Origin of the sequence: Pseudomonas sp. PDM05 (genome assembly GCF_014851685.1) — a bacterium.
Lineage (GTDB): Bacteria > Pseudomonadota > Gammaproteobacteria > Pseudomonadales > Pseudomonadaceae > Aquipseudomonas.
The window spans coordinates 1-21088 of sequence record NZ_JACVAC010000002.1 but is presented as its reverse complement, the minus strand read 5'-3'; the positions used below and the strand labels follow the sequence as shown (position 1 = coordinate 21088).

Here is a 21088-nt window from a genome sequence, read left to right as displayed (position 1 = left end):
CTCACACCTCGCCTGCGGTTTCGGTCAGCGGCGTCATGGCTTCACGGGCCCAGCGCGCGGTGATCGACTGGCCGACCTGATGGCCGCTGCTGATGTCCAGCCACTGGTTGTTGGCCTGGCTGATGTTCAAGGCTTGGCCGTTTTCGAGTTTCAGCTCGTAGCGGGTGGCGCTGCCCTGATACTGGATGTCATGCAGCAAACCGCTGATCTCCACCTCACCGGCACCCAGCGGGCCTTCGGCAAAACGCACGTGTTCCGGGCGGATCGAAAAGGGCTGGGCGTTGCCGCTGATGCGTTGGGCCAGTTCGCCGCGAATCACGTTGGAGGTGCCGACGAACTCGGCGACAAACGCCGTGGCCGGCTTCATGTAGAGGTTGCGTGGGGTGTCGACCTGTTCGATGCGGCCTTTGTTGAACACCGCCACGCGGTCGGACATCGACAGCGCTTCGGTCTGGTCGTGGGTCACGAAGATAAAGGTGATGCCGAGCTGGCGTTGCAGTTTCTTCAGCTCGCTTTGCATCTGCTCGCGCAGCTTGAGGTCGAGGGCGCCCAGTGGTTCATCGAGCAGCAATACCCGTGGGCGATTGACCAATGCTCGGGCCAGGGCCACGCGTTGGCGCTGGCCGCCGGACAGTTGCACCGGCTTGCGCTCGCCATAACCGCCGAGGGCGACCATGCCCAAGGCTTGCTCGGCACGGTTCAGGCGCTCGGTCTTGCCCACGCCCTTGACCTTGAGACCATAGGCCACGTTGTCGCGCACATTCATATGGGGGAACAGCGCGTAATCCTGGAACACGGTGTTCACGTCGCGCTGATACGGCGGCAAGCCGGCGGCTTCTTCGCCATGGATGCGGATCGAGCCGGCGCTCGGTTGCTCGAACCCGGCGATCAGGCGCAGGCAGGTGGTCTTGCCCGAGCCGGAAGGGCCGAGCATGGAAAAGAACTCGCCGTCCTGGATGTCGATGGAAACCCGGTCAACGGCCTTCACTTCGCCGAACTGACGGGAAACGTGGGTGAATTGGACTGCAAGCGTCATGGTGCGGTGCTCCAAAAAGGCATGGGTCGTCGCAGCGGCCCGGCCTGGACTTCTGAAATATCAATGCGGTACTGAATCTGGCTCGGCCCAAATGTGGGAGCGGGCTTGCTCGCGAATGCGGTGGGTCAGTTATGGATGTGTTGGCTGACACACCGCATTCGCGAACAAGGCCGCTCCCACACAAGCCCGCTCCACATGGGGCCTGTGTTCTCAGGAGGGCTTAGCGGCCGCCCATGATCGCGATGTAGTCCTGGGTCCAGCGGCTATACGGCACGAACTTGCCGCCTTCAGCCTGCGGAGTTTTCCAGAAGGCGATCTTGTCGAACTGATCGAAGCCATTGGTCTTGCAGCCTTCGGCGCCGAGCAGTTCACTTTCCTTACAGGCCGCAGGTACCGCCGGCAGCGAGCCGAACCAGGCCGCCACATCACCCTGCACCTTCGGTTGCAACGACCAATCCATCCACTTGTAGGCGCAGTTCGGGTGCTTGGCCTCGCTGTGCAACATGGTGGTGTCGGCCCAGCCGGTGGCGCCTTCCTTGGGGATGGTCGAGGCAATCGGCTGTTTCTCGTTTTGCAGGCCGTTGACCTGGTACGGCCAGGCGCTGGAGGCCACCACGCCTTCGTTCTTGAAGTCACTCATTTGCACGGTGGTGTCGTGCCAGTAGCGGTGGATCAACGGTTGCTGGGCGCGCAACAGGTCGAGCACGGCCTTGTACTGGGTTTCGGTCAGCTCGTAGGGGTTCTGGATGCCCAGTTCGGGCTTGGTCGACTTGAGGTACAGCGCCGCGTCGGCGATGTAGATCGGGCCGTCATAGGCCTGCACGCGCCCCTTGTTCGGCTTGCCGTCCGGCAGGTTCTGCGCGTCGAACAACACGTTCCAACTGGTGGGCGCGGTCTTGAACACGTCTGTGTTGTACATCAGCACGTTCGGGCCCCATTGGTACGGGGTGCCAAAGGTTTGCTGGCCGACCACATACCACGGCGCATCCTTGAGGCGCGGGTCGATGTTCTTCCAATTGGGAATCAACGCGGTGTTGATCGGCTGTACGCGCTTGCCAACGATCAGACGCAGCGACGCATCGCCCGAGGCGGTGACCAGGTCGTAGCCGCCCTTGGCCATCAGGCTGACCATTTCGTCAGAAGTGGCAGCGGTTTTCACGTTGACCTTGCAGCCGGTTTCCTTCTCGAAACCAGTGACCCAGTCGTAGGCCTTGTCGCTTTCGCCACGCTCGATATAGCCGGGCCAGGCGACTATATCCAGCTGGCCTTCGCCAGCGCCTACGGCCTTGAGCGGTTCGGCGGCCTGCAGGCTGGCGCTGGCCAGCAGCGCGGTGGCCAGGGCACTGAGCAGTGCGGTCTTGTGCGCGGACATGGGGGTTCCCTCTTCTTTAATTATGGTCGGGGCAGTGAAAGCAGCGGTATGTGTTGTTTGTTGTTTTAGCGTAGCTCCTGGCTTCAAGCCGCAAGCTGCAAGACAAAGCGCATCTGCGTTTACTTGCAGCTTGCAGCTTAAATCTTGCAGCTAAAGCTCATTTCCATGCCGGGCCATGATGTGCCTGACAACGCTATAGTCCTGCAGTGAATCACTCGAAAGATCCTTTCCATACCCCGAACGCTTCAAGCCGCCGTGGGGCATTTCGCTGACCAGCATGAAATGGCTGTTGATCCAGGTGCAGCCGTATTGCAGGCGCGCCGCCACCTGCATGGCCTTGTCCAGGTTCTGGGTCCAGACCGAGGAGGCCAGGCCGTATTCGGAGTCGTTGGCCCAGTCCACCGCTTGTTCCAGTTCTTCGAAGCGGGTCACGGTGACCACCGGGCCGAACACTTCACGCTGCACGATTTCATCACTTTGTTTACAGCCGGCAAGCAAGGTCGGCTGGTAATAGAAACCCGCGCCGGAATGCACGGCGGCGCCGGTTACACGCTCGATGTGCGGTTGACCCAGGGCGCGCTCGACAAAACTGGCCACGCGATCGCGCTGGCGTGTGCTGATCAGCGGGCCGAGTTCGTTGTCGGCGTCGCGTTTGCCGGCGAAGCGCAGGCTGCTGACCGCGGCGCCCAGTTCGGCGACCAGTTTGTCGTGGATCCCGGCCTGGGCGTAGATGCGGCAGGCGGCGGTGCAGTCCTGGCCGGCGTTGTAGTAACCATAGGCGCGTACGCCCTCGACCACGGCTTGCAGGTCGGCGTCGTTGCATACGATCACCGGGGCCTTGCCGCCCAATTCCAGGTGCGTGCGTTTCAGGGTTTTTGACGCGGCTTGCAGGATTTTCTGCCCGGTGACGATGTCGCCGGTCAGCGAGACCATGCGGACTTTGGTGTGGCTGACCAAATGGCTGCCGACGCCTTCACCACCGCCACACACAATGTTGATCACCCCGCGTGGCAGCCATTGGCCGAGGGCTGGGGCCAGGGCCAGGATCGACAGCGGCGTGTGTTCCGACGGCTTGAACACCAGGGTATTGCCGGCGGCCAGGGCCGGGGCGATTTTCCACGCGGCCATCATCAGCGGGTAGTTCCACGGTGCAATCGACGCGACAACGCCGATCGGGTCGCGGCGCACCATGCTGGTGTAGCCCGGCAGGTACTCGCCGCTGAGCTGGCCGGTCTGGCAACGCACGGCACCGGCAAAGAAACGGAACACGTCGACGGTGGCGCTCAAGTCATCCTGGCGCGCCAGGTGCAAGGGCTTGCCGCAGTTCAGGGATTCCAGGCGGGCCAGGTAGTCGGCTTGTTTCTCGATGGCATTGGCAATGCCGAGCAAAATGTTCGAACGTTGTTGCGGCGTGGTGCGCGACCAACCGGCAAAGGCGCGGTGGGCCGCGAGGATCGCGCTTTCGACCTGCTCGGTGCTGGCCTCGGCGATCTGGGTGAGCACTTCGCCGGTGGCCGGGTTGAGGATCGGTTCGACAAAGCCCTGGCCCTGGACCAGTTCGCCGTCGATCAGCAACGCAGTGAGCAGCGGGGTGGGTGCGCCGGACATTTTTCGCGATCTCTTTTCTTGTGTGGCCATGGGCGTTCTCTCACGAGGGCCTGACCTTTCTCTTATGGATGTACAGAGACTAGAGGTCAGGCACGAGGTCAACAAATACTAAATACTGAATGCAGCATTCGATTAAATAGATGGCTTGCGTGGGTGCGGCTGTTCGCGGGCGACCGTCAGGAACGGGTCCACCAGCGCCGGGCGTGCGGTGCCACGGCGCCAGGCCAGGCCCACGTCGAGGGTCTGGCTGAGGTCGGCAATCGGCCGTGCTTCGATGATGTCGCCCTCCAGTGACCAGGGGCGGTAGGTCATGTCCGGCTGGATCGACACGCCCAGGCCCGCGGCCACCAGGCTGCGCACGGCTTCGGTGGAGGCCGTGCGCAGGGTTACCCGGGGTTGCAGGCCGGCGCTGGTCCACAGGCGCTGGGCGTTGTGGCCCATTTCGTCGACGTTCAGTTGGATCAGCGGTTCGCGCGCTACGTCGGCGAGGTTGATGCTGTCGTGTTCCAGCAGGGGGTGCTGCGCCGGCAGCCATAGGCGGTGCGGCGAGTGGGTCAGCACTTCGGTCTGCAGGGCGTGGCGGTCTTCGAGGTTGGAGAGGATCAGCACGCCCACGTCGATTTCACCGCTGACCAGCAAATGTTCGATATATGGGCGCTCGTCCTCCATCACGCGGATTTCCACGTTGGGGTAGGCGCGCTGGAAACGTGTGAGCAGGTCCGCCAGGTAATAGCCGGCCACCAGGCTGGTCACGCCGATGATCAACTGCCCGGCCACCTGGTCGGTACTCTGTTGCAGGCTGCGCTTGGCGTTATCGACGGTTGCGAGGATCAGGTGGGCCTGGCGCAGGAATTGATGGCCCTGGTGAGTCAGGGTCATGCCCTTGGCGTGGCGATTGAACAGGTTGACGCCGATTTCCTGCTCCAGTTGCTGGATAGCGAGGGTCAGGGTCGATTGGGAAATAAACGCGGTCTGTGCGGCGGCCGAGATCGAGCCGGTCTCGGCCACGGCGATAAAGTGCCGGATTTGACGCAAGGTCATCATGCTGGAATTACCAGTGGGGTGTTTTTATAGATTTACCCGAGTGTATATCGGTTTTAGCGAAGGGTAGCCGCGTTACATCTGGAAGCACTCTAGATCGGGGGTTTTTGGCACTTAGTTTTACGCTGGTGGCCTATTGGTCCTACGAACCCAGTGTCTGGAGGCTACGAATGAATACCCGTGGATTGCTCGATCAACTGCTCAAGTCTGGCCAGGACATGCTGCAAAACAAGGCCGGTGGGCAGCGTAAATCAGACGAAAAGGGCGCATTGGGCGGCCTGCTCGGCGGCGCAGGTCTGGGCAGCCTGTTGGGCGGTGCGGGCGGCGGCGCCCTGGCGGCGGGCGCCATGGGCCTGTTGCTGGGCAATAAAAAGGCGCGCAAGTTCGGCGGCAAGGCCCTGACCTACGGCGGCCTGGCTGCATTGGGTGTGATTGCCTACAAAGCCTATGGCAACTGGCAGGCGCAACAGGCCAATGCGCCGAAGGGCGAGCCACAGACCGTCGACCGCCTGCCCCCGGCCCAGATCGAGCAGCACAGCCAGGCCATCCTCAAGGCACTGGTGGCGGCGGCCAAGGCCGATGGCCACGTCGATGAGCGCGAGCGCGCGCTGATCGAAGGCGAGTTCACCAAGCTGGACAACGACCGCGAGCTGCAGAGCTGGCTGCACGCCGAGCTCAACAAACCCCTGGACCCGGCCGACGTGGCCCGTGCCGCAGGCACCCCTGAGATGGCCGCCGAGATGTATATCGCCAGCGTGATGTTGGTGGACGAGGAAAACTTTATGGAAAAGGCCTATCTGGATGAATTGGCCCGTCAGCTCAAGCTAGAGCCCGGCTTGAAGGCCGAGCTGGAAAAACAGGTGCGCCTGAGCCAATAACTCCCTACAAAACACCGATTAAACTGTGGGAGCGGGCTTGCTCGCGAATGCGCTGTTTCAGTCACTGAATGTGCTGACTGATCCACCGCCTTCGCGAGCAAGCCCGCTCCCACATTTTTTTCCGCGTCAGGCTTTGTTCCGAGGGAGGGCGGCCCCCGCCGTTATTGATTGCCTGGGTTGTTTTTGGATTATGTGAGCATTCAAGCAAAACCCGTTGATTAATGAGGGCTTCTGCTCAGCTATACTCCCCTCCATTTGAATGGCCCTTCGAGGAATTACTGTGAAGAACTGGACCCTGCGCCAACGGATCTTGGCAAGTTTTGCGGTCATTATCGCCATCATGCTGTTAATGGTTGTGGTCTCTTATTCACGGTTGCTCAAGATCGAAACCAGCGAAGTCGCGGTGCGTGACGACGCGGTGCCGGGGGTCTATCTCAGTTCGATGATCCGCAGCGCCTGGGTCGACAGTTACCTGCAAACCCTGGAATTGCTTGGCCTGCGCGCCGACAAACAGCTGAGCGACGCCGACCGGGCCGAGTTCAAGTCCTATGAAGGGCGCGTCTTGCAGGAATTGCGCAATTACGAAAAAACCATCGCCACCACAGAAGACCGGGTCGAGTTCGACAGATTCGAAGCCCTGCACCAGGCCTATAACAAGAGCCTGGCCACAGTGCTCGACAGCCTGCAGCGCGGTGACCAGGTGGGAGCGCGCAAAGAGTTCGATGCCCAGCTCACGCCGACCTGGACCGCAGGCCGCATGAAGCTCAACGACATCATCACCCAAAACAAAGACGTCGCCGACCATGCGACCAATGCCATCGATGACGCGGTCTCGGCGGCGAAAATCAGCATGTTCCTGTCCCTCGTCGTGGCCATCCTGGCCGCCGGCCTGTGCGGTCTGTTGCTGATGCGCGCAATCATGGCGCCGATGCAGCGCATCGTCGAAATCCTCGGCACCATGCGCGACGGTGACCTGAGCAAGCGCCTGAACCTGGAGCGCAAGGACGAATTCAACGCCGTCGAAACCGGCTTCAACGACATGATGACCGAACTCACGGCCCTGGTTTCCCAGGCCCAACGCTCGTCGGTACAGGTCACGACCTCGGTCACCGAGATTGCCGCCACGTCCAAGCAGCAACAGGCCACCGCCACTGAGACCGCGGCGACCACCACCGAGATCGGCGCCACTTCCCGTGAGATCGCGGCCACTTCCAAGGACCTGGTCCGCACCATGACCGAAGTTTCCACCGCCGCCGACCAGGCCTCGGTGGCCGCCGGTTCCGGCCAGCAAGGCCTGGCGCGCATGGAAGAAACCATGCACTCGGTCATGGGCGCTGCCGATCTGGTCAACGCCAAGCTGGCGATCCTCAATGAGAAGGCCGGCAACATCAACCAAGTGGTGGTGACCATCGTCAAGGTCGCCGACCAGACCAACCTGCTGTCCCTCAACGCTGCCATCGAGGCCGAGAAGGCCGGTGAATACGGGCGCGGGTTTGCCGTGGTCGCCACCGAAGTGCGGCGCCTGGCCGACCAGACCGCCGTGGCCACCTACGACATCGAGCAGATGGTGCGCGAGATCCAGTCGGCGGTGTCCGCCGGGGTGATGGGCATGGACAAATTCTCCGAAGAAGTGCGTCGCGGCATGTTTGAAGTGCAGCAAGTCGGCGAGCAGCTGTCGCAGATCATCCACCAGGTACAGGCCTTGGCGCCGCGGGTGTTGATGGTCAACGAAGGCATGCAGGCCCAGGCCACCGGCGCCGAGCAGATCAACCACGCGCTGGTGCAGTTGGGAGATGCCAGCAGCCAGACCGTCGAGTCCCTGCGTCAGGCCAGCTTTGCCATTGATGAACTGAGCCAGGTTGCGGTGGGTCTGCGCAGCGGCGTGTCGCGTTTCAAAGTCTGATGAGCGACCTCGCGGCTAAACGCGGCGCCGTCCCGGCAGCGAAAAAGGCGTTGTTCCTGGTGTTCCACATCGGCAGCGAACGCTACGCCCTCAAGGCCACGGAAGTGGCCGAGGTGCTGCCGCGCCTGCTGCTCAAACCCATCGCCCATGCGCCGGCGTGGGTCGCCGGGATCTTTGCCCATCGTGGTGCGTTGGTGCCGGTGATCGACCTGAGTGCGTTGACTTTTGGCTGCGCGGCCCAGGTCCGTACCAGCACGCGGCTGGTGTTGGTCAATTACCAGCCCGGGCCCGAGGTTGCGCCGCGCTGGCTGGGGTTGATCCTGGAGCAAGCCACCGGCACCTTGCGCTGCGATCCCGCTGAGTTCCAGCCCTATGGCCTGGACAATCACCAGGCGCCGTACCTCGGGCCGGTGCGGGAAGATCCCCAGGGCCTGATGCAGTGGATTGGCGTCGACGATCTGCTGACCGACGACGTGCGCGCCTTGCTGTTCTCTGCCGAGTCGAGCCTATGAGCAGCGACCAAAGGGTGTTCAACTTCCTCAAGGAACGTATCGGCCTGGACGTCGCGTCCGTCGGCGAAGCGATCATCGAGCGCGCCGTGCGCCAACGCAGCCAGGCTGTGCAGGCGCAGACGGCGGATGATTACTGGCAGCACCTGCAACGCTCCCATGATGAGCAGCAGGCGCTGATCGAAGCGGTGATCGTCCCCGAAACCTGGTTTTTCCGTTACCCCGAATCCTTTGCCACCCTGGCCCGCCTGGCCAAGGCGCGCCTGGCCGAGATCAAGCAGATGCGCGCCTTGCGTATCCTCAGCCTGCCGTGTTCCACCGGCGAAGAACCCTATTCGATTGCCATGGCCTTGCTTGATGCCGGCCTTGCACCGCACCAGTTCAAGGTGCTTGGTCTGGACGTCAGCCCGCTGTCGGTGGAGCGCGCGCGACGCGGGGTGTATGGCAAGAATTCGTTTCGGGGGGCCGATATAGGCTTTCGTGACCGGCACTTCAACGAGTCCGCCGACGGCTTTCATATCCGCGAGCGCGTGCGTGAGCAGGTGCGCCTGCAAGTCGGCAACCTGCTCGACCCGACGCTGCTGGCGAATGAGGCGAGCTACGATTTTGTGTTCTGCCGCAACCTGCTGATCTACTTCGACCAGCCGACCCAGAAGCAAGTCTTCGATGTGCTCAAGGAGCTGACCCACGTCGACGGGGTGCTGTTCATCGGCCCCGCCGAAGGTAGCCTGCTGGGGCGTCACGGCATGAAGTCGATTGGTGTGCCGCAGTCCTTTGCGTTCAGTCGACATGCCGAACCGCTCAAGCCCGAACCGGTGTTCGCGCCGATTCCAGCGCCGCCACCGCTGCGCACGGCAGCTTCGCAGCCGGTCAAGCCGCGCCCGTTCAGCACGGTCAGTGCCCAGGTGGTGCCGATCAAGGCGTCGCCGTCCGATGCGGGCGATTTGCTCAGCCAGATCGCCACCCTGGCCAACGAAGGCAAAAGCGCCGAGGCCCGCGCCGCGTGCGAGCGCTATTTGAGCAATCACCCGCCGGCTGCCCAGGTGTTCTACTGGCTGGGCCTGCTCAGCGATGTGGCCGGCAGTGCCCTGCAAGCCCAGGGGTTTTACCGCAAGGCCTTGTACCTGGAACCGCAGCACCCGCAGGCCCTGATGCACCTGGCCGCGTTGCTTGAATCCCAGGGCGACAGTGCGGGGGCGCGCCGTTTGCAGGCGCGTGCCGCGCGTAGCGAGCGAGCTGACAGTGAGTCCAAACGATGAGTAACACCGAAGCGCTCGATACCGCCGGCCTGGATCTGACCCTGGCCGACACCCAAGCCATCGACGATTGCTGGAACCGTATCGGTATCCATGGCGACAAATCCTGCCCGCTGCTGGTGGACCATATCCATTGCCGCAACTGCGCGGTGTATTCCGCGGCGGCCACGCGCTTGCTCGACCGTTACGCGTTGCAGCAGGACGACCATCGCCCACGGGCCGACGTCGAAGTCGGCGAAGAGGTGGTCACCCGCTCGTTGCTGATGTTCCGCCTCGGCGAGGAATGGCTGGGCATCGCCACCCGCTGCCTGGTGGAAGTCGCCCCGTTGCAACCGATCCACTCCCTGCCGCACCAACGCTCGCGTGCGCTGCTCGGCGTGGCGAATGTGCGCGGTGCGCTGGTGGCGTGCCTGTCACTGGTGGAACTGCTCGGCCTGGATGCCACCGGCAATGGCGCGAGCGGCGGGCGGATCATGCCGCGCATGTTGATCATCGCCGCGCAGGACGGCCCGGTGGTGGTGCCGGTGGATGAAGTCGATGGCATTCATGCCATCGATGAGCGCACTTTGAAGGCGGCGTCGGCCTCCGGCACCCAGGCCAGCGCGCGTTACACCCAGGGTGTGTTGCAGTGGAAAGGCCGTAGCCTGCGGTGGCTGGACGAGGCGCAATTGTTGTCTGCCGTGACCCGGAGCCTCACATGACCCCCGACCAGATGCGCGACGCGTCGCTGCTGGAACTGTTCAGCCTGGAAGCCGATGCCCAGACCCAGGTATTGAGCGCGGGCCTGCTGGCCCTGGAACGCAACCCGACCCAGGCCGACCAGCTCGAAGCCTGCATGCGCGCCGCCCATTCGCTCAAGGGCGCGGCGCGGATCGTCGGGGTGGACGCCGGGGTCAGCGTGTCCCACGTGATGGAAGACTGCCTGGTCAGCGCCCAGGAAAGCCGCCTGTACCTGCAACCCGAACACATCGACGCCTTGCTGCAAGGCACCGACCTGCTGATGCGCATCGCCACGCCGGGCAACACCGTGGGCCCGGCGGACATTGAAGCGTATGTGACATTGATGGAGCGCTTGCTCGATCCGTCCCAGGCGCCCGTCAAGGCCTCGCCGCCGCCAGCACCGCCTGCGCCTGCGCCCTTGGCGGCTGCGGTTGTCGAAGAGCTGCCCGTCGAGCCCGAGCCCGCGCCGCCCATGAGCGCTGAGCTGCCGCGCCACAATCGACGCATGACCGAAGGTGGCGAGCGTGTATTGCGCGTGACCGCCGAACGCTTGAACAGCCTGCTCGACCTGTCGAGTAAATCCCTGGTGGAAACCCAGCGGCTCAAGCCTTATCTGTCCAGCATGCAGCGTCTCAAGCGTATCCAAAGCCAGAGCGTGCGCGCCCTGGACACCCTGGATGGCCAACTCAAGACCCTGGACCTGAACCTCGAAGCCCAGGAAGCCCTGGCCGACACTCGCCGCCTGCTGAGCGAAGCCCAGGCCCTGCTGGCGGAAAAAACCGCCGAGCTGGATGAGTTCGGCTGGCAGGCCGGGCAGCGCGCCCAGGTGCTCTACGACACTGCACTGGCCTGTCGCATGCGCCCGTTTGCCGACGTGCTGGCGGGCCAGGTGCGTATGGTCCGCGACCTTGGCCGCAGCCTGGGCAAGCAAGTGCGTCTGGAGATCGAGGGTGAAAAGACCCAGGTCGACCGCGACGTACTGGAAAAGCTCGAAGCGCCGCTGACCCATTTATTGCGCAACGCCGTCGACCACGGCATCGAAATGCCCGAGCAACGCCTGCTGGCGGGCAAGCCGGCGGAAGGCTTGATCCGCCTGCGCGCCTCGCACCAGGCCGGGTTGCTGGTGCTTGAACTGAGCGACGACGGCGCCGGTGTCGACCTGGAGCGTTTGCGCGGCACCATCGTCGATCGGCATTTGTCGCCGCTGGAAACCGCCCTGCGCCTGAGCGAAGAGGAATTGCTGACGTTCCTGTTCCTGCCGGGGTTCAGCCTGCGCGACAAGGTCACCGAAGTGTCCGGGCGTGGCGTCGGCCTCGATGCGGTGCAGCACATGGTGCGCCAACTGCGCGGTGCGGTGGAGCTGGAGCAAACGGCGGGGCAGGGCAGTCGTTTCCATCTTGAGGTACCGCTGACCCTGTCGGTGGTGCGCAGCCTGGTGGTGGAAGTCGGCGAAGAAGCCTATGCATTCCCGCTGGCGCATATCGAACGCATGTGCGACCTGGCGCCCGAGGACATCGTGCAACTGGAAGGCCGCCAGCACTTCTGGCACGAGGGCCGCCATGTCGGCCTGGTCGCCGCCAGCCAGCTGTTGCAACGCCCTGCGGGGCAGAATCCGGCGGATACGTTGAAGGTCGTGGTGATCCGCGAGCGCGATGCGGTGTACGGGATTGCCGTGGAGCGCTTTATCGGCGAACGCACCCTGGTGGTGTTGCCGCTGGATGATCGCCTGGGCAAGGTCCAGGATATTTCCGCCGGCGCCTTGCTCGATGATGGCTCGGTGGTGCTGATCGTCGATGTCGAAGACATGCTGCGCTCGGTGGACAAGTTGCTCAATACCGGCCGCCTGGAGCGTATCGCCCGGCGCAGCCAGCAGGCCACCGAAGCGCCGCGCAAGCGTGTACTGGTGGTGGACGACTCGCTCACCGTGCGTGAGCTGCAACGCAAATTGCTGTTGAACCGTGGGTATGAAGTCGCCGTGGCGGTGGATGGCATGGATGGTTGGAATGCCCTGCGTTCGGAAGATTTCGACCTGTTGATCACTGATATTGATATGCCTCGCATGGACGGTATTGAATTGGTCACATTGTTGCGTCGTGATAGTCGCCTGCAATCGCTGCCGGTGATGGTGGTGTCGTACAAGGATCGCGAGGAAGACCGACGGCGTGGCCTCGATGCCGGCGCCGACTATTATTTGGCCAAGGCCAGTTTCCATGACGACGCCCTGCTCGACGCCGTAGTCGAGCTGATTGGAGGGGCGCGGGCATGAGGATTGGGATCGTCAATGACATGCCCCTGGCCGTGGAGGCCTTGCGCCGTGCCCTGAGTTTCGAGCCTGCGCATCAGGTGGTGTGGGTGGCCAGCAATGGCCTGGAAGCGGTGCAGCGCTGCGCTGAAGTGACCCCGGACCTGATCCTGATGGACCTGATCATGCCGGTGATGGACGGCGTGGAGGCGACGCGCCAGATCATGGCCGAGACCCCATGCGCCATCGTGATCGTCACCGTGGACCGCCAGGCCAACGTCAGCCGCGTGTTCGAAGCCATGGGCCATGGCGCCCTGGATGTGGTCGATACGCCGGCGCTCGGCGTGGGCAATCCCAAGGACGCGGCGGCGCCGTTGCTGCGCAAGATCCTCAATATCGGCTGGCTGATCGGCCAGCGCGGCAGCCGCGTGCGCGCCGAGACCGCAGCCCCGCGCAGCCCCGGCAAACGCGAGAGCCTGGTGGCGATTGGTTCGTCAGCGGGTGGGCCGGCTGCCCTGGAAATCCTGCTCAAGGGCTTGCCCCGGGACTTTTCCGCGGCCATCGTACTGGTGCAGCATGTGGACCAGGTGTTCGCCGCCGGCATGGCCGAATGGTTGAGCAGCGCCTCGGGCCTGCCGGTGCGCCTGGCCCGCGAAGGCGAGCCGCCACAAAGTGGCGTGGTGTTGCTGGCCGGCACCAACCACCATATCCGCCTGTTGAAAAACGGCACCCTGGCCTACACCGCCGAGCCGGTGAACGAGATTTACCGGCCTTCCATCGATGTGTTCTTCGAGAGCGTTGCCAGCCACTGGAACGGCGACGCGGTCGGTGTATTGCTGACCGGCATGGGCCGCGACGGTGCCCAGGGTCTCAAACTCATGCGTGAACAAGGATATTTGACCATCGCCCAGGATCAGCAGAGCTGTGCGGTGTATGGCATGCCCAAAGCGGCGGCGGCGATTGATGCTGCTGTTGAAATTCGCCCACTGGATAGAATTGCGCCCCGACTGCTGGAGGTCTTTGCAAAGTGAACATGACCTCTCGCGGTGCTGGCTTGCAGGCCGTAATTCAGGTGATTGCACATGAATGATTTACAGATCGACGACATCAAGACCGACGAAAACGCCGCCATGGTGTTGCTGGTCGACGACCAGGCCATGATCGGCGAAGCCGTACGGCGTGGGCTGGCCCACGAAGAAAACATCGACTTCCATTTTTGCGCCGACCCGCACCAGGCCATCGCCCAGGCGATCCGCATCAAGCCGACGGTGATCCTGCAAGACCTGGTCATGCCCGGTCTCGACGGGCTGACGTTGGTGCGCGACTACCGCAACCACCCGGCCACGGCGAACATCCCGATCATCGTGCTTTCGACCAAGGAAGACCCGCTGATCAAGAGCGCGGCGTTCTCGGCCGGGGCCAACGACTATCTGGTCAAGTTGCCGGACAACATCGAGCTGGTGGCGCGTATCCGCTATCACTCGCGCTCCTACATGACCCTGCTGCAGCGTGATGCGGCGTATCGCGCACTGCGGGTCAGCCAGCAGCAGTTGCTCGACACCAACCTGGTGCTGCAACGGTTGATGAACTCCGATGGCCTCACCGGGCTGTCCAACCGTCGCCACTTCGACGAATACCTGGAGCTGGAATGGCGCCGCGCCATGCGTGACCAGACCCAGTTGTCGTTGCTGATGATCGATGTGGACTTCTTCAAGACCTACAACGACAGCTTTGGCCACGTCGAAGGCGATGAAGCCCTGCGCAAAGTCGCCGCGACCATCCGCGATGCCAGCAGTCGTCCTTCGGACCTGCCGGCGCGTTATGGCGGCGAAGAGTTCGCGCTGGTGCTGCCGAACACCTCGCCGGGTGGCGCACGCCTGGTGGCCGAGAAGCTGCGCATGGCGGTTGCGGCGCTGAAGATCCCGCACATTGCGCCGACGGAAGGTGCGAGCCTGACCGTCAGTATTGGCCTGTCCACCGTTACGCCGCAGCAGGGCGGTGATTGCCGGCAGTTGATATTGGCGGCGGACAAGGGGTTGTATACGGCCAAGCATAATGGGCGCAATCAGGTGGGGATCGAGTAGGGCTGGGGTTCGCTGGGTACATATCCGTTTCTTCGGTAACGGCTGCTTATGGTTCCGCTCTTACAGCGGGTCACTTTTGGAGGGACCCAAAAGTAACCAAACGGCCAGCGTGTTTGACGGGGCGACCCAAGATCAAAAGTCAGGGCGCGGCGGCCTTGGAGCCGACCGGCATGGGCGGGTTGAACGGGGTCAAAACTGTGGGAGCGGGCTTGCTCGCGAATGCGGTGGATCAGTCAATGAATGAGTTGACTGACACACCGCATTCGCGAGCAAGCCCGCTCCCACATTTGGATCTCCATGTATTCAGATGGAACTGTAGTTTGCTCTGGCTCTGGCTCTGGCTTTTGATCTTGGGCGGCCCCTCAAATCCATGGCGGATTACGGGCACACCGAGCCTAAGCGAGGTGCCGAGTGTTGGGGCAAGAGCCTTTTGCTTACTTTTGGGCTCTTTCCAAAAGTGAGTCGCTGTAAGAGCGAAACCCTAAGTGGCCGTTACCGCAGCAACGGATATGCCCACCAACCCCGAGCCTTTTCGCCAAGCGGGCTGCCGCTGCCCCCCATTTCCCGTTATACTCGCCGGCTTTCAAAAGTTCGCCAACGAGTGCTGCCCGCCATGGAAATCAACCCGATCCTTAACACCATCAAGGACCTGTCCGAGCGCTCCGAAACTATTCGGGGGTATCTTTGACTACGATCAAAAGCATGAGCGTCTGACCGAAGTCAATCGCGAGCTTGAAGATCCTGCTGTCTGGAACAAACCTGAATACGCCCAGGAACTGGGCCGCGAGCGCGCTGCGCTGGCGCAGATCGTCGACACCCTCGACGAACTGAACACCGGTCTGGCCGATTGCCGTGACCTGCTGGACATGGCCGTCGAGGAAAACGACGAAGGCGCAGTGGGCGATGTCATCGCCGAGCTGGCCCGTCTCGAGGAAAACCTCGCCAAACTCGAATTCCGCCGCATGTTCAGCCATGAAATGGACCCCAACAACGCCTACCTGGACATCCAGGCCGGCTCCGGTGGTACCGAGGCCCAGGACTGGGCCAATATCCTGCTGCGCATGTACCTGCGCTGGGCCGACAAGCGCGGTTTCGACGCGACCATCATGGAACTGTCCGCCGGTGAAGTCGCCGGTATCAAGGGCGCGACCGTGCATATCAAGGGTGAATACGCCTTTGGCTGGTTGCGCACCGAGATCGGCGTGCACCGCCTGGTACGCAAGAGCCCGTTCGACTCCGGCAACCGTCGCCACACCTCGTTCTGCGCGGTGTTCGTCTCGCCAGAGATCGACGACAAGGTCGAAATCGAGATCAACCCGGCCGACTTGCGCATCGACACCTACCGTTCCTCCGGTGCCGGTGGCCAGCACGTAAACACCACCGACTCGGCCGTACGTATCACCCACGTACCGACCAACACCGTGGTCAGCTGCCAGAACGAACGTTCCCAGCACGCCAACAAAGACACCGCCATGAAAATGCTGCGGGCCAAGTTGTACGAGCAGGAAATGCAGAAGCGCAATGCCGCCTCGCAAGCGCTGGAAGACACCAAGTCGGACATCGGCTGGGGTCACCAGATCCGCTCCTATGTGCTTGATGCATCGCGGATCAAGGATTTGCGCACTAACATCGAACGCAGTGACTGCGACAAGGTGCTCGACGGCGACATCGACGAATACCTGGAAGCCAGCCTGAAATCAGGCCTGTAACACATGCAATGCGGGATTGCCTGACACCCCTCGATCCCTGTGGGAGCGGGCTTGCCCGCGATCCCCAGCCGCAGGCTGGGGCAACGAACCTGATGGAATATTTAAAGACATGAGCGACCAACAACTCGACCCGCAAGCCCTGCAACAGGAAGAAAACTCCCTGATCGCCCTGCGCAAGGAAAAGCTTGCTGCCGAGCGCGCCAAGGGCAATGCCTTCCCGAACGACTTCCGTCGCGAACACTACTGCGAAGAACTGCAGAAGAAATACGCGGACATGACCAAGGAAGAACTGGCAGAAGCTGCAATCCCGGTCAAGGTTGCCGGTCGCATCATGCTCAACCGTGGCTCGTTCATGGTGATCCAGGACATGACCGGTCGCATCCAGGTCTACGTCAACCGCAAGACCCTGTCGGAAGAAACCCTGGCCGCGGTGAAAACCTGGGACATGGGCGACATCATTGCCGCCGTCGGCACCCTGGCCCGCTCCGGCAAGGGCGACCTGTACGTCGAAATGACCGAAGTACGCCTGCTGACCAAATCCCTGCGCCCGCTGCCGGACAAGCACCACGGCCTGACCGACACCGAGCAGCGCTACCGTCAGCGCTACGTTGACCTGATCGTCAACGAAGACGTGCGCCACACTTTCCGCGTACGTTCGCAAGTCATCGCGCACATCCGCAGCTTCCTGATGCAGCGTGACTTCCTCGAAGTTGAAACCCCGATGCTGCAAACCATCCCCGGTGGTGCCGCAGCCAAGCCGTTCGAGACCCACCACAACGCGCTGGACATGGAAATGTTCCTGCGTATCGCCCCCGAGCTGTACCTCAAGCGCCTGGTGGTTGGCGGGTTTGAAAAGGTGTTCGAGATCAACCGCAACTTCCGTAACGAAGGCGTTTCGACCCGTCACAACCCAGAATTCACCATGTTGGAGTTCTACCAGGCCTACGCCGACTACGAAGACAACATGGACCTGACCGAAGAGCTGTTCCGCGAGCTGGCACAGCTGGTCCTGGGCAGCACCGACGTGCCGTACGGCGACAAGGTGTTCCACTTCGGCGAGCCGTTCGTGCGTCTGTCGGTGTTCGATTCGATCCTCAAGTACAACCCTGAGTTGACCGCTGACGACCTGAACGACATCGACAAGGCCCGCGCCATCGCCAAGAAAGCCGGCGCCAAGGTGCTGGGCTTCGAAGGCCTGGGCAAACTGCAGGTGATGATTTTCGAAGAACTGGTGGAGCACAAGCTGGAACAGCCGCACTTCATTACCCAGTACCCGTTCGAAGTGTCGCCGCTGGCCCGTCGCAACGATGACAACCCGAACGTCACCGACCGTTTCGAACTGTTCATCGGTGGCCGCGAAATCGCCAACGCCTACTCCGAGTTGAACGACGCGGAAGACCAGGCCGAGCGTTTCATGGCCCAGGTGGCCGACAAGGACGCCGGTGACGACGAAGCCATGCACTACGACGCCGACTTCGTCCGCGCCCTGGAATACGGCATGCCGCCGACCGCAGGTGAAGGTATCGGTATCGACCGCCTGGTGATGCTGTTGACCAACTCACCGTCGATCCGTGATGTGATCTTGTTCCCGCACATGCGGCCACAAGCGTAAGCGTAGTGAAATCCGAAGCCGCCTTTTATAAGGCGGCTTTTTTATGCGGCGTATTTAAGCGTCAAGCAAACAGCGCCAGGTTTTGATCTATTCAAGGATGTGTTTGGGTGAACCGCGTAACCGCTCAAGAAAGCGCCGCCGGCATTGCTGCCGCTGTGGTGGAAAGCGTCCAGTATCAGGGCCGCAAGGCCAGCCGCCGGGGCAGTGAGCAGCGCCGGCAAGATATTCTCGATGCGGCCATGCGCATCGTCGTGCGTGATGGCGTTCGCGCCGTTCGCCATCGGGCAGTGGCGGCGGAGGCGGGGGTGCCATTGTCGGCCACCACCTATTACTTCAAGGACATCGATGATCTGCTTACCGATACCTTTGCTCAGTACGTCGAACGCAGCGCCGAGTTCATGGGCAAGCTGTGGGTGCGCAACGAGGGCCTGCTGCGGGAAATGGTCGCTTATGGCGATGGCAGCCCGCAGTCGCGTTCGCAGCTGGCCGACGACATTGCGCGGCTGACCGCCGATTACGTGATGCGTCAGCTGACCAACCGGCGCGAACACCTGATGGCCGAGCAGGCCTTTCGCCAGGAGGCTCTGTTGAACCCGCGCCTGGCCGAACTGGTGCGTTCCCACCAGCAGATCCTGTTGCAGGGCACCGAGCAGTTTTTCCGGGTACTGGGTTCGCGCGAGCCACAACAGGATGCCAAGGTGTTGACGGCTATAATCGGTCGGATGGAGTATCAGGGCCTGCTGGGCAGCCCCGAACCGCTGACCGCTGAGGAGATGCTTGAGATCCTCAAGCGCTACATGCATTTGGTGTTGGCTTCGGTCTGACGTAGGCTGCTGACACGCGGGGCCGCGCGCGGGCACATAACGTTTAAAGAGGAAGCATCAGGTGGACGATTACCAGCAGACGATACGCACCTTGTCTGATCGCATTGTGCTGGCACAAACACCGATTCGCGTCCTCGACGCTGTGAAGTGGGACGACAACATTCGCCAGGGATTCCTCAAGGCCAAGGGCAAGGAAATGCCTGCCGTGAGCCGCGACTATTACCAGAACCGACCGTTGTCGTTCGACTCCAGTGCGGTCAAGCTGGAATTCCAGAACATCGAGCGCGACATCACCCGTCGCCTCGGCCAGTTCAGCCCGGTGGGGCAGATCATGCGCCGCATGTGCAAGGAATACCGCATGGTGGTGCGCATGCTCGAAGCGCGTGGCACCGAGGATTTCGGCCTGATTTCCCAGGAGCTCTACGGCGCCGCTTCCGATGCCTTCCACGCCGGCGACCCGACCCTGGCGGACCTGGGCCTGATGCTTTCCGATTACCTGAACAATATCGACGGCCGTGGCGACTTGAAGGATGAGGCCAAGACCCTCACCGCCAAGGACGCCGTGGCCCTGCTGCAAACCCGCCTGAACAAGGTGTTTGGCGAGGCCGAAGAAACCATCCGCGTGTTCGAGTCCGACGGCATCGTCGCCGATGCCGCCGCCGGCGCCGACTACATCAAGATCCGCGCCGACGCGATGTTCAACGACCGCGACGTGCGTGCCCTGGAGGTGCATGAAGGCCTGGTGCACGTGGGCACCACCCTCAACGGCCAGAACCAGCCGATCTGCACCTTCCTGTCCAAGGGCCCGCCGTCCTCCACCGTGACCCAGGAAGGCCTGGCGATCCTGATGGAGATCATCACCTTTGCCTCCTACCCAAGCCGCCTGCGCAAACTGACCAACCGCACCCGCGCCATCCACATGGTGGAGGAGGGCGCCGACTTCTTGCAGGTATTCGAGTTCTTCCGTGAGCAGGGCTTTGAAATGGCCGAAAGCTACGGCAACGCCAGTCGCGTCTTCCGTGGCTCGGTGCCGACGGGGCTGCCGTTTACCAAGGATTTGTCCTACCTCAAGGGCTTTATCATGGTCTACAACTACATCCAGCTGGCCGTGCGTAAAGGCAAGCTGGAGCAAGTGCCGCTGTTGTTCTGCGGCAAGACCACCCTGGAGGACATGCGCACCTTGCGCCAACTGGTGGATGAAGGCCTGGTGGTGCCGCCCAAATACCTGCCCGAGCAGTTTCGCGACATGAATGCGCTGGCGGCATGGATGTGCTTCTCCAACTTCCTCAATCACCTGAGCCTGGATCGGATCGAGGCGGATTACTCCAACATCCTCTGACGAAACCGGATCTCAATGTGGTAGAGAGCTTGTGTGGGAGCGGGCTTGCTCGCGAAGGCGGTGTGTCAGATACGAATGAGTTGGCTGACACTCCGTCTTCGCGAGCAAGCCCGCTCCCACAGAACCCCGCTCCCACTGTTGAGTCACTGTGAGTCTGAAAATCGAATAATAGCGAGGCTTCAACGGATGAGAATCCTCGGCATTCTGTGCCTGCTACTGACCTTGAACGGTTGCAGCTCCCTGCTGTTCTACCCCGAGCCCGGCCTGCCGTTCACCCCGGAAAAAGCCCACCTGGCCTACCGTGACGTGACCCTCACCACCGCCGATGGGGTGAAACTCCACGCCTGGTGGCTGCCGGCCAAGCCTGGTGTGCCGCTCAAGGGCACCGTACTGCACCTGCACGGCAACGGCGGCAACCTGGCCTGGCACCTCGGTGGCAGTTGGTGGTTGCCGGAACAGGGCTATCAGGTACTGCTCCTGGACTATCGCGGTTATGGCCTGTCCGAAGGCAAACCATCGCTGCCGGCGGTCTACCAGGACCTCGACGCGGCGTTCAGCTGGATCGACACCGCCGCCGAAACCCAGCACCAACCGTTGATCGTCCTCGGTCAGAGTCTCGGCGGTGCGCTGGCGGTGCATTACCTGGCGGGCCATCCGCAGCGTCAGGCGCAGCTCAAGGCGCTGGTGCTGGACGGAGTGCCCGCCAGTTATCGTGATGTAGGACAATTCGCGCTGAGCACCTCCTGGTTAACATGGCCGTTGCAAGTGCCCTTGTCCTGGCTGGTGCCGGACCGCGACAGTGCCATCCATGACATGCCCAGGCTGACCGGCGTGCCGAAGCTGCTGTTCCACAGCCTGGACGACCCGATCGTGCCCCTGGCCAATGGCATCCGCCTGTATCAGGCGGCGCCGCCACCGAGAGTGCTGCAGTTGACCCGTGGCGGTCATGTGCAGA

General features: G+C 62.3%; 17 protein-coding genes. 13 read left to right on the top strand and 4 right to left on the bottom strand.

Annotated elements, in window-relative coordinates; genetic code table 11:
* Position 1: 1 nt before the first annotated feature.
* The 4 genes from IB241_RS04955 to IB241_RS04940 form a co-directional block, all read right to left on the bottom strand.
* The gene (locus tag IB241_RS04955; RefSeq protein WP_192297263.1) at positions 2-1036 is read right to left on the bottom strand and encodes an ABC transporter ATP-binding protein; all 1035 of its coding nucleotides are present in this window, start codon (positions 1034-1036) and stop codon (positions 2-4) included.
* 220 nt (positions 1037-1256) lie between these two features.
* Entirely contained in the window at positions 1257-2408 is a 1152-nt protein-coding gene (gene ydcS, locus IB241_RS04950) for a putative ABC transporter substrate-binding protein YdcS (protein WP_192297262.1), read from the bottom strand.
* Between the two features lie 150 nt (positions 2409-2558).
* Complete coding sequence (locus IB241_RS04945) at positions 2559-4016, bottom strand: gamma-aminobutyraldehyde dehydrogenase (RefSeq protein ID WP_192297261.1); 1458 nt, start codon at positions 4014-4016, stop codon at positions 2559-2561.
* A 132-nt stretch (positions 4017-4148) separates the two neighbouring features.
* Positions 4149-5060 (bottom strand): LysR family transcriptional regulator, encoded by a 912-nt coding sequence (locus tag IB241_RS04940; RefSeq protein WP_071488759.1) that lies wholly within the window; start codon positions 5058-5060, stop codon positions 4149-4151.
* Positions 5061-5227: 167 nt separating this feature from the next.
* Here IB241_RS04940 and IB241_RS04935 point away from each other — a divergent pair, with 167 nt between their 5' ends.
* The 13 genes from IB241_RS04935 to IB241_RS04875 all read left to right on the top strand — a co-directional run.
* Positions 5228-5935, top strand: a complete 708-nt coding sequence (locus IB241_RS04935; RefSeq protein WP_192297260.1) for a tellurite resistance TerB family protein — start codon at positions 5228-5230, stop codon at positions 5933-5935.
* 280 nt (positions 5936-6215) lie between these two features.
* The gene (locus IB241_RS04930) at positions 6216-7838 is read left to right on the top strand and encodes a methyl-accepting chemotaxis protein (protein WP_192297259.1); all 1623 of its coding nucleotides are present in this window, start codon (positions 6216-6218) and stop codon (positions 7836-7838) included.
* Positions 7838-8350 carry a chemotaxis protein CheW gene (locus IB241_RS04925; RefSeq protein ID WP_192297258.1) on the top strand — a complete coding sequence of 171 codons (513 nt, stop codon included), beginning with the start codon at positions 7838-7840 and terminating at the stop codon, positions 8348-8350. Before IB241_RS04930 ends, IB241_RS04925 begins: the two co-directional genes overlap by 1 nt.
* Complete coding sequence (locus IB241_RS04920) at positions 8347-9606, top strand: CheR family methyltransferase (RefSeq protein ID WP_192297257.1); 1260 nt, start codon at positions 8347-8349, stop codon at positions 9604-9606. Before IB241_RS04925 ends, IB241_RS04920 begins: the two co-directional genes overlap by 4 nt.
* The gene (locus IB241_RS04915) at positions 9603-10304 is read left to right on the top strand and encodes a chemotaxis protein CheW (RefSeq protein ID WP_192297256.1); all 702 of its coding nucleotides are present in this window, start codon (positions 9603-9605) and stop codon (positions 10302-10304) included. Before IB241_RS04920 ends, IB241_RS04915 begins: the two co-directional genes overlap by 4 nt.
* The gene (locus IB241_RS04910; RefSeq protein WP_192297255.1) at positions 10301-12589 is read left to right on the top strand and encodes a hybrid sensor histidine kinase/response regulator; all 2289 of its coding nucleotides are present in this window, start codon (positions 10301-10303) and stop codon (positions 12587-12589) included. Before IB241_RS04915 ends, IB241_RS04910 begins: the two co-directional genes overlap by 4 nt.
* Positions 12586-13596 (top strand): chemotaxis response regulator protein-glutamate methylesterase, encoded by a 1011-nt coding sequence (locus IB241_RS04905; protein ID WP_192297254.1) that lies wholly within the window; start codon positions 12586-12588, stop codon positions 13594-13596. The genes IB241_RS04910 and IB241_RS04905 overlap by 4 nt, the downstream gene beginning before the upstream one ends.
* Positions 13597-13647: 51 nt before the next feature.
* On the top strand, positions 13648-14649 hold the full coding sequence (locus tag IB241_RS04900) for a diguanylate cyclase (protein ID WP_192297253.1): 1002 nt from the start codon (positions 13648-13650) through the stop codon (positions 14647-14649).
* A gap of 613 nt (positions 14650-15262) precedes the next feature.
* Positions 15263-16358 (top strand): peptide chain release factor 2 gene (prfB, locus tag IB241_RS04895; protein WP_192297252.1). Its coding sequence is split into 2 segments (ribosomal slippage): positions 15263-15334 and positions 15336-16358, totalling 1095 coding nucleotides; the frame shifts between segments, so codons are not numbered across the junction.
* Between the two features lie 109 nt (positions 16359-16467).
* A complete protein-coding gene (gene lysS, locus IB241_RS04890) occupies positions 16468-17970 on the top strand; it encodes a lysine--tRNA ligase (RefSeq protein ID WP_192297251.1) in 1503 nt (500 codons plus the stop codon).
* A 107-nt stretch (positions 17971-18077) separates the two neighbouring features.
* Positions 18078-18794, top strand: a complete 717-nt coding sequence (locus IB241_RS04885) for a TetR/AcrR family transcriptional regulator (RefSeq protein ID WP_192297250.1) — start codon at positions 18078-18080, stop codon at positions 18792-18794.
* 61 nt (positions 18795-18855) lie between these two features.
* A complete protein-coding gene (locus IB241_RS04880; protein WP_192297249.1) occupies positions 18856-20133 on the top strand; it encodes a flavohemoglobin expression-modulating QEGLA motif protein in 1278 nt (425 codons plus the stop codon).
* Between the two features lie 186 nt (positions 20134-20319).
* Positions 20320-21088, top strand: a 769-nt coding sequence (locus tag IB241_RS04875) for an alpha/beta hydrolase (RefSeq protein WP_192297248.1), incomplete at its 3' end; no start/stop codon positions are given.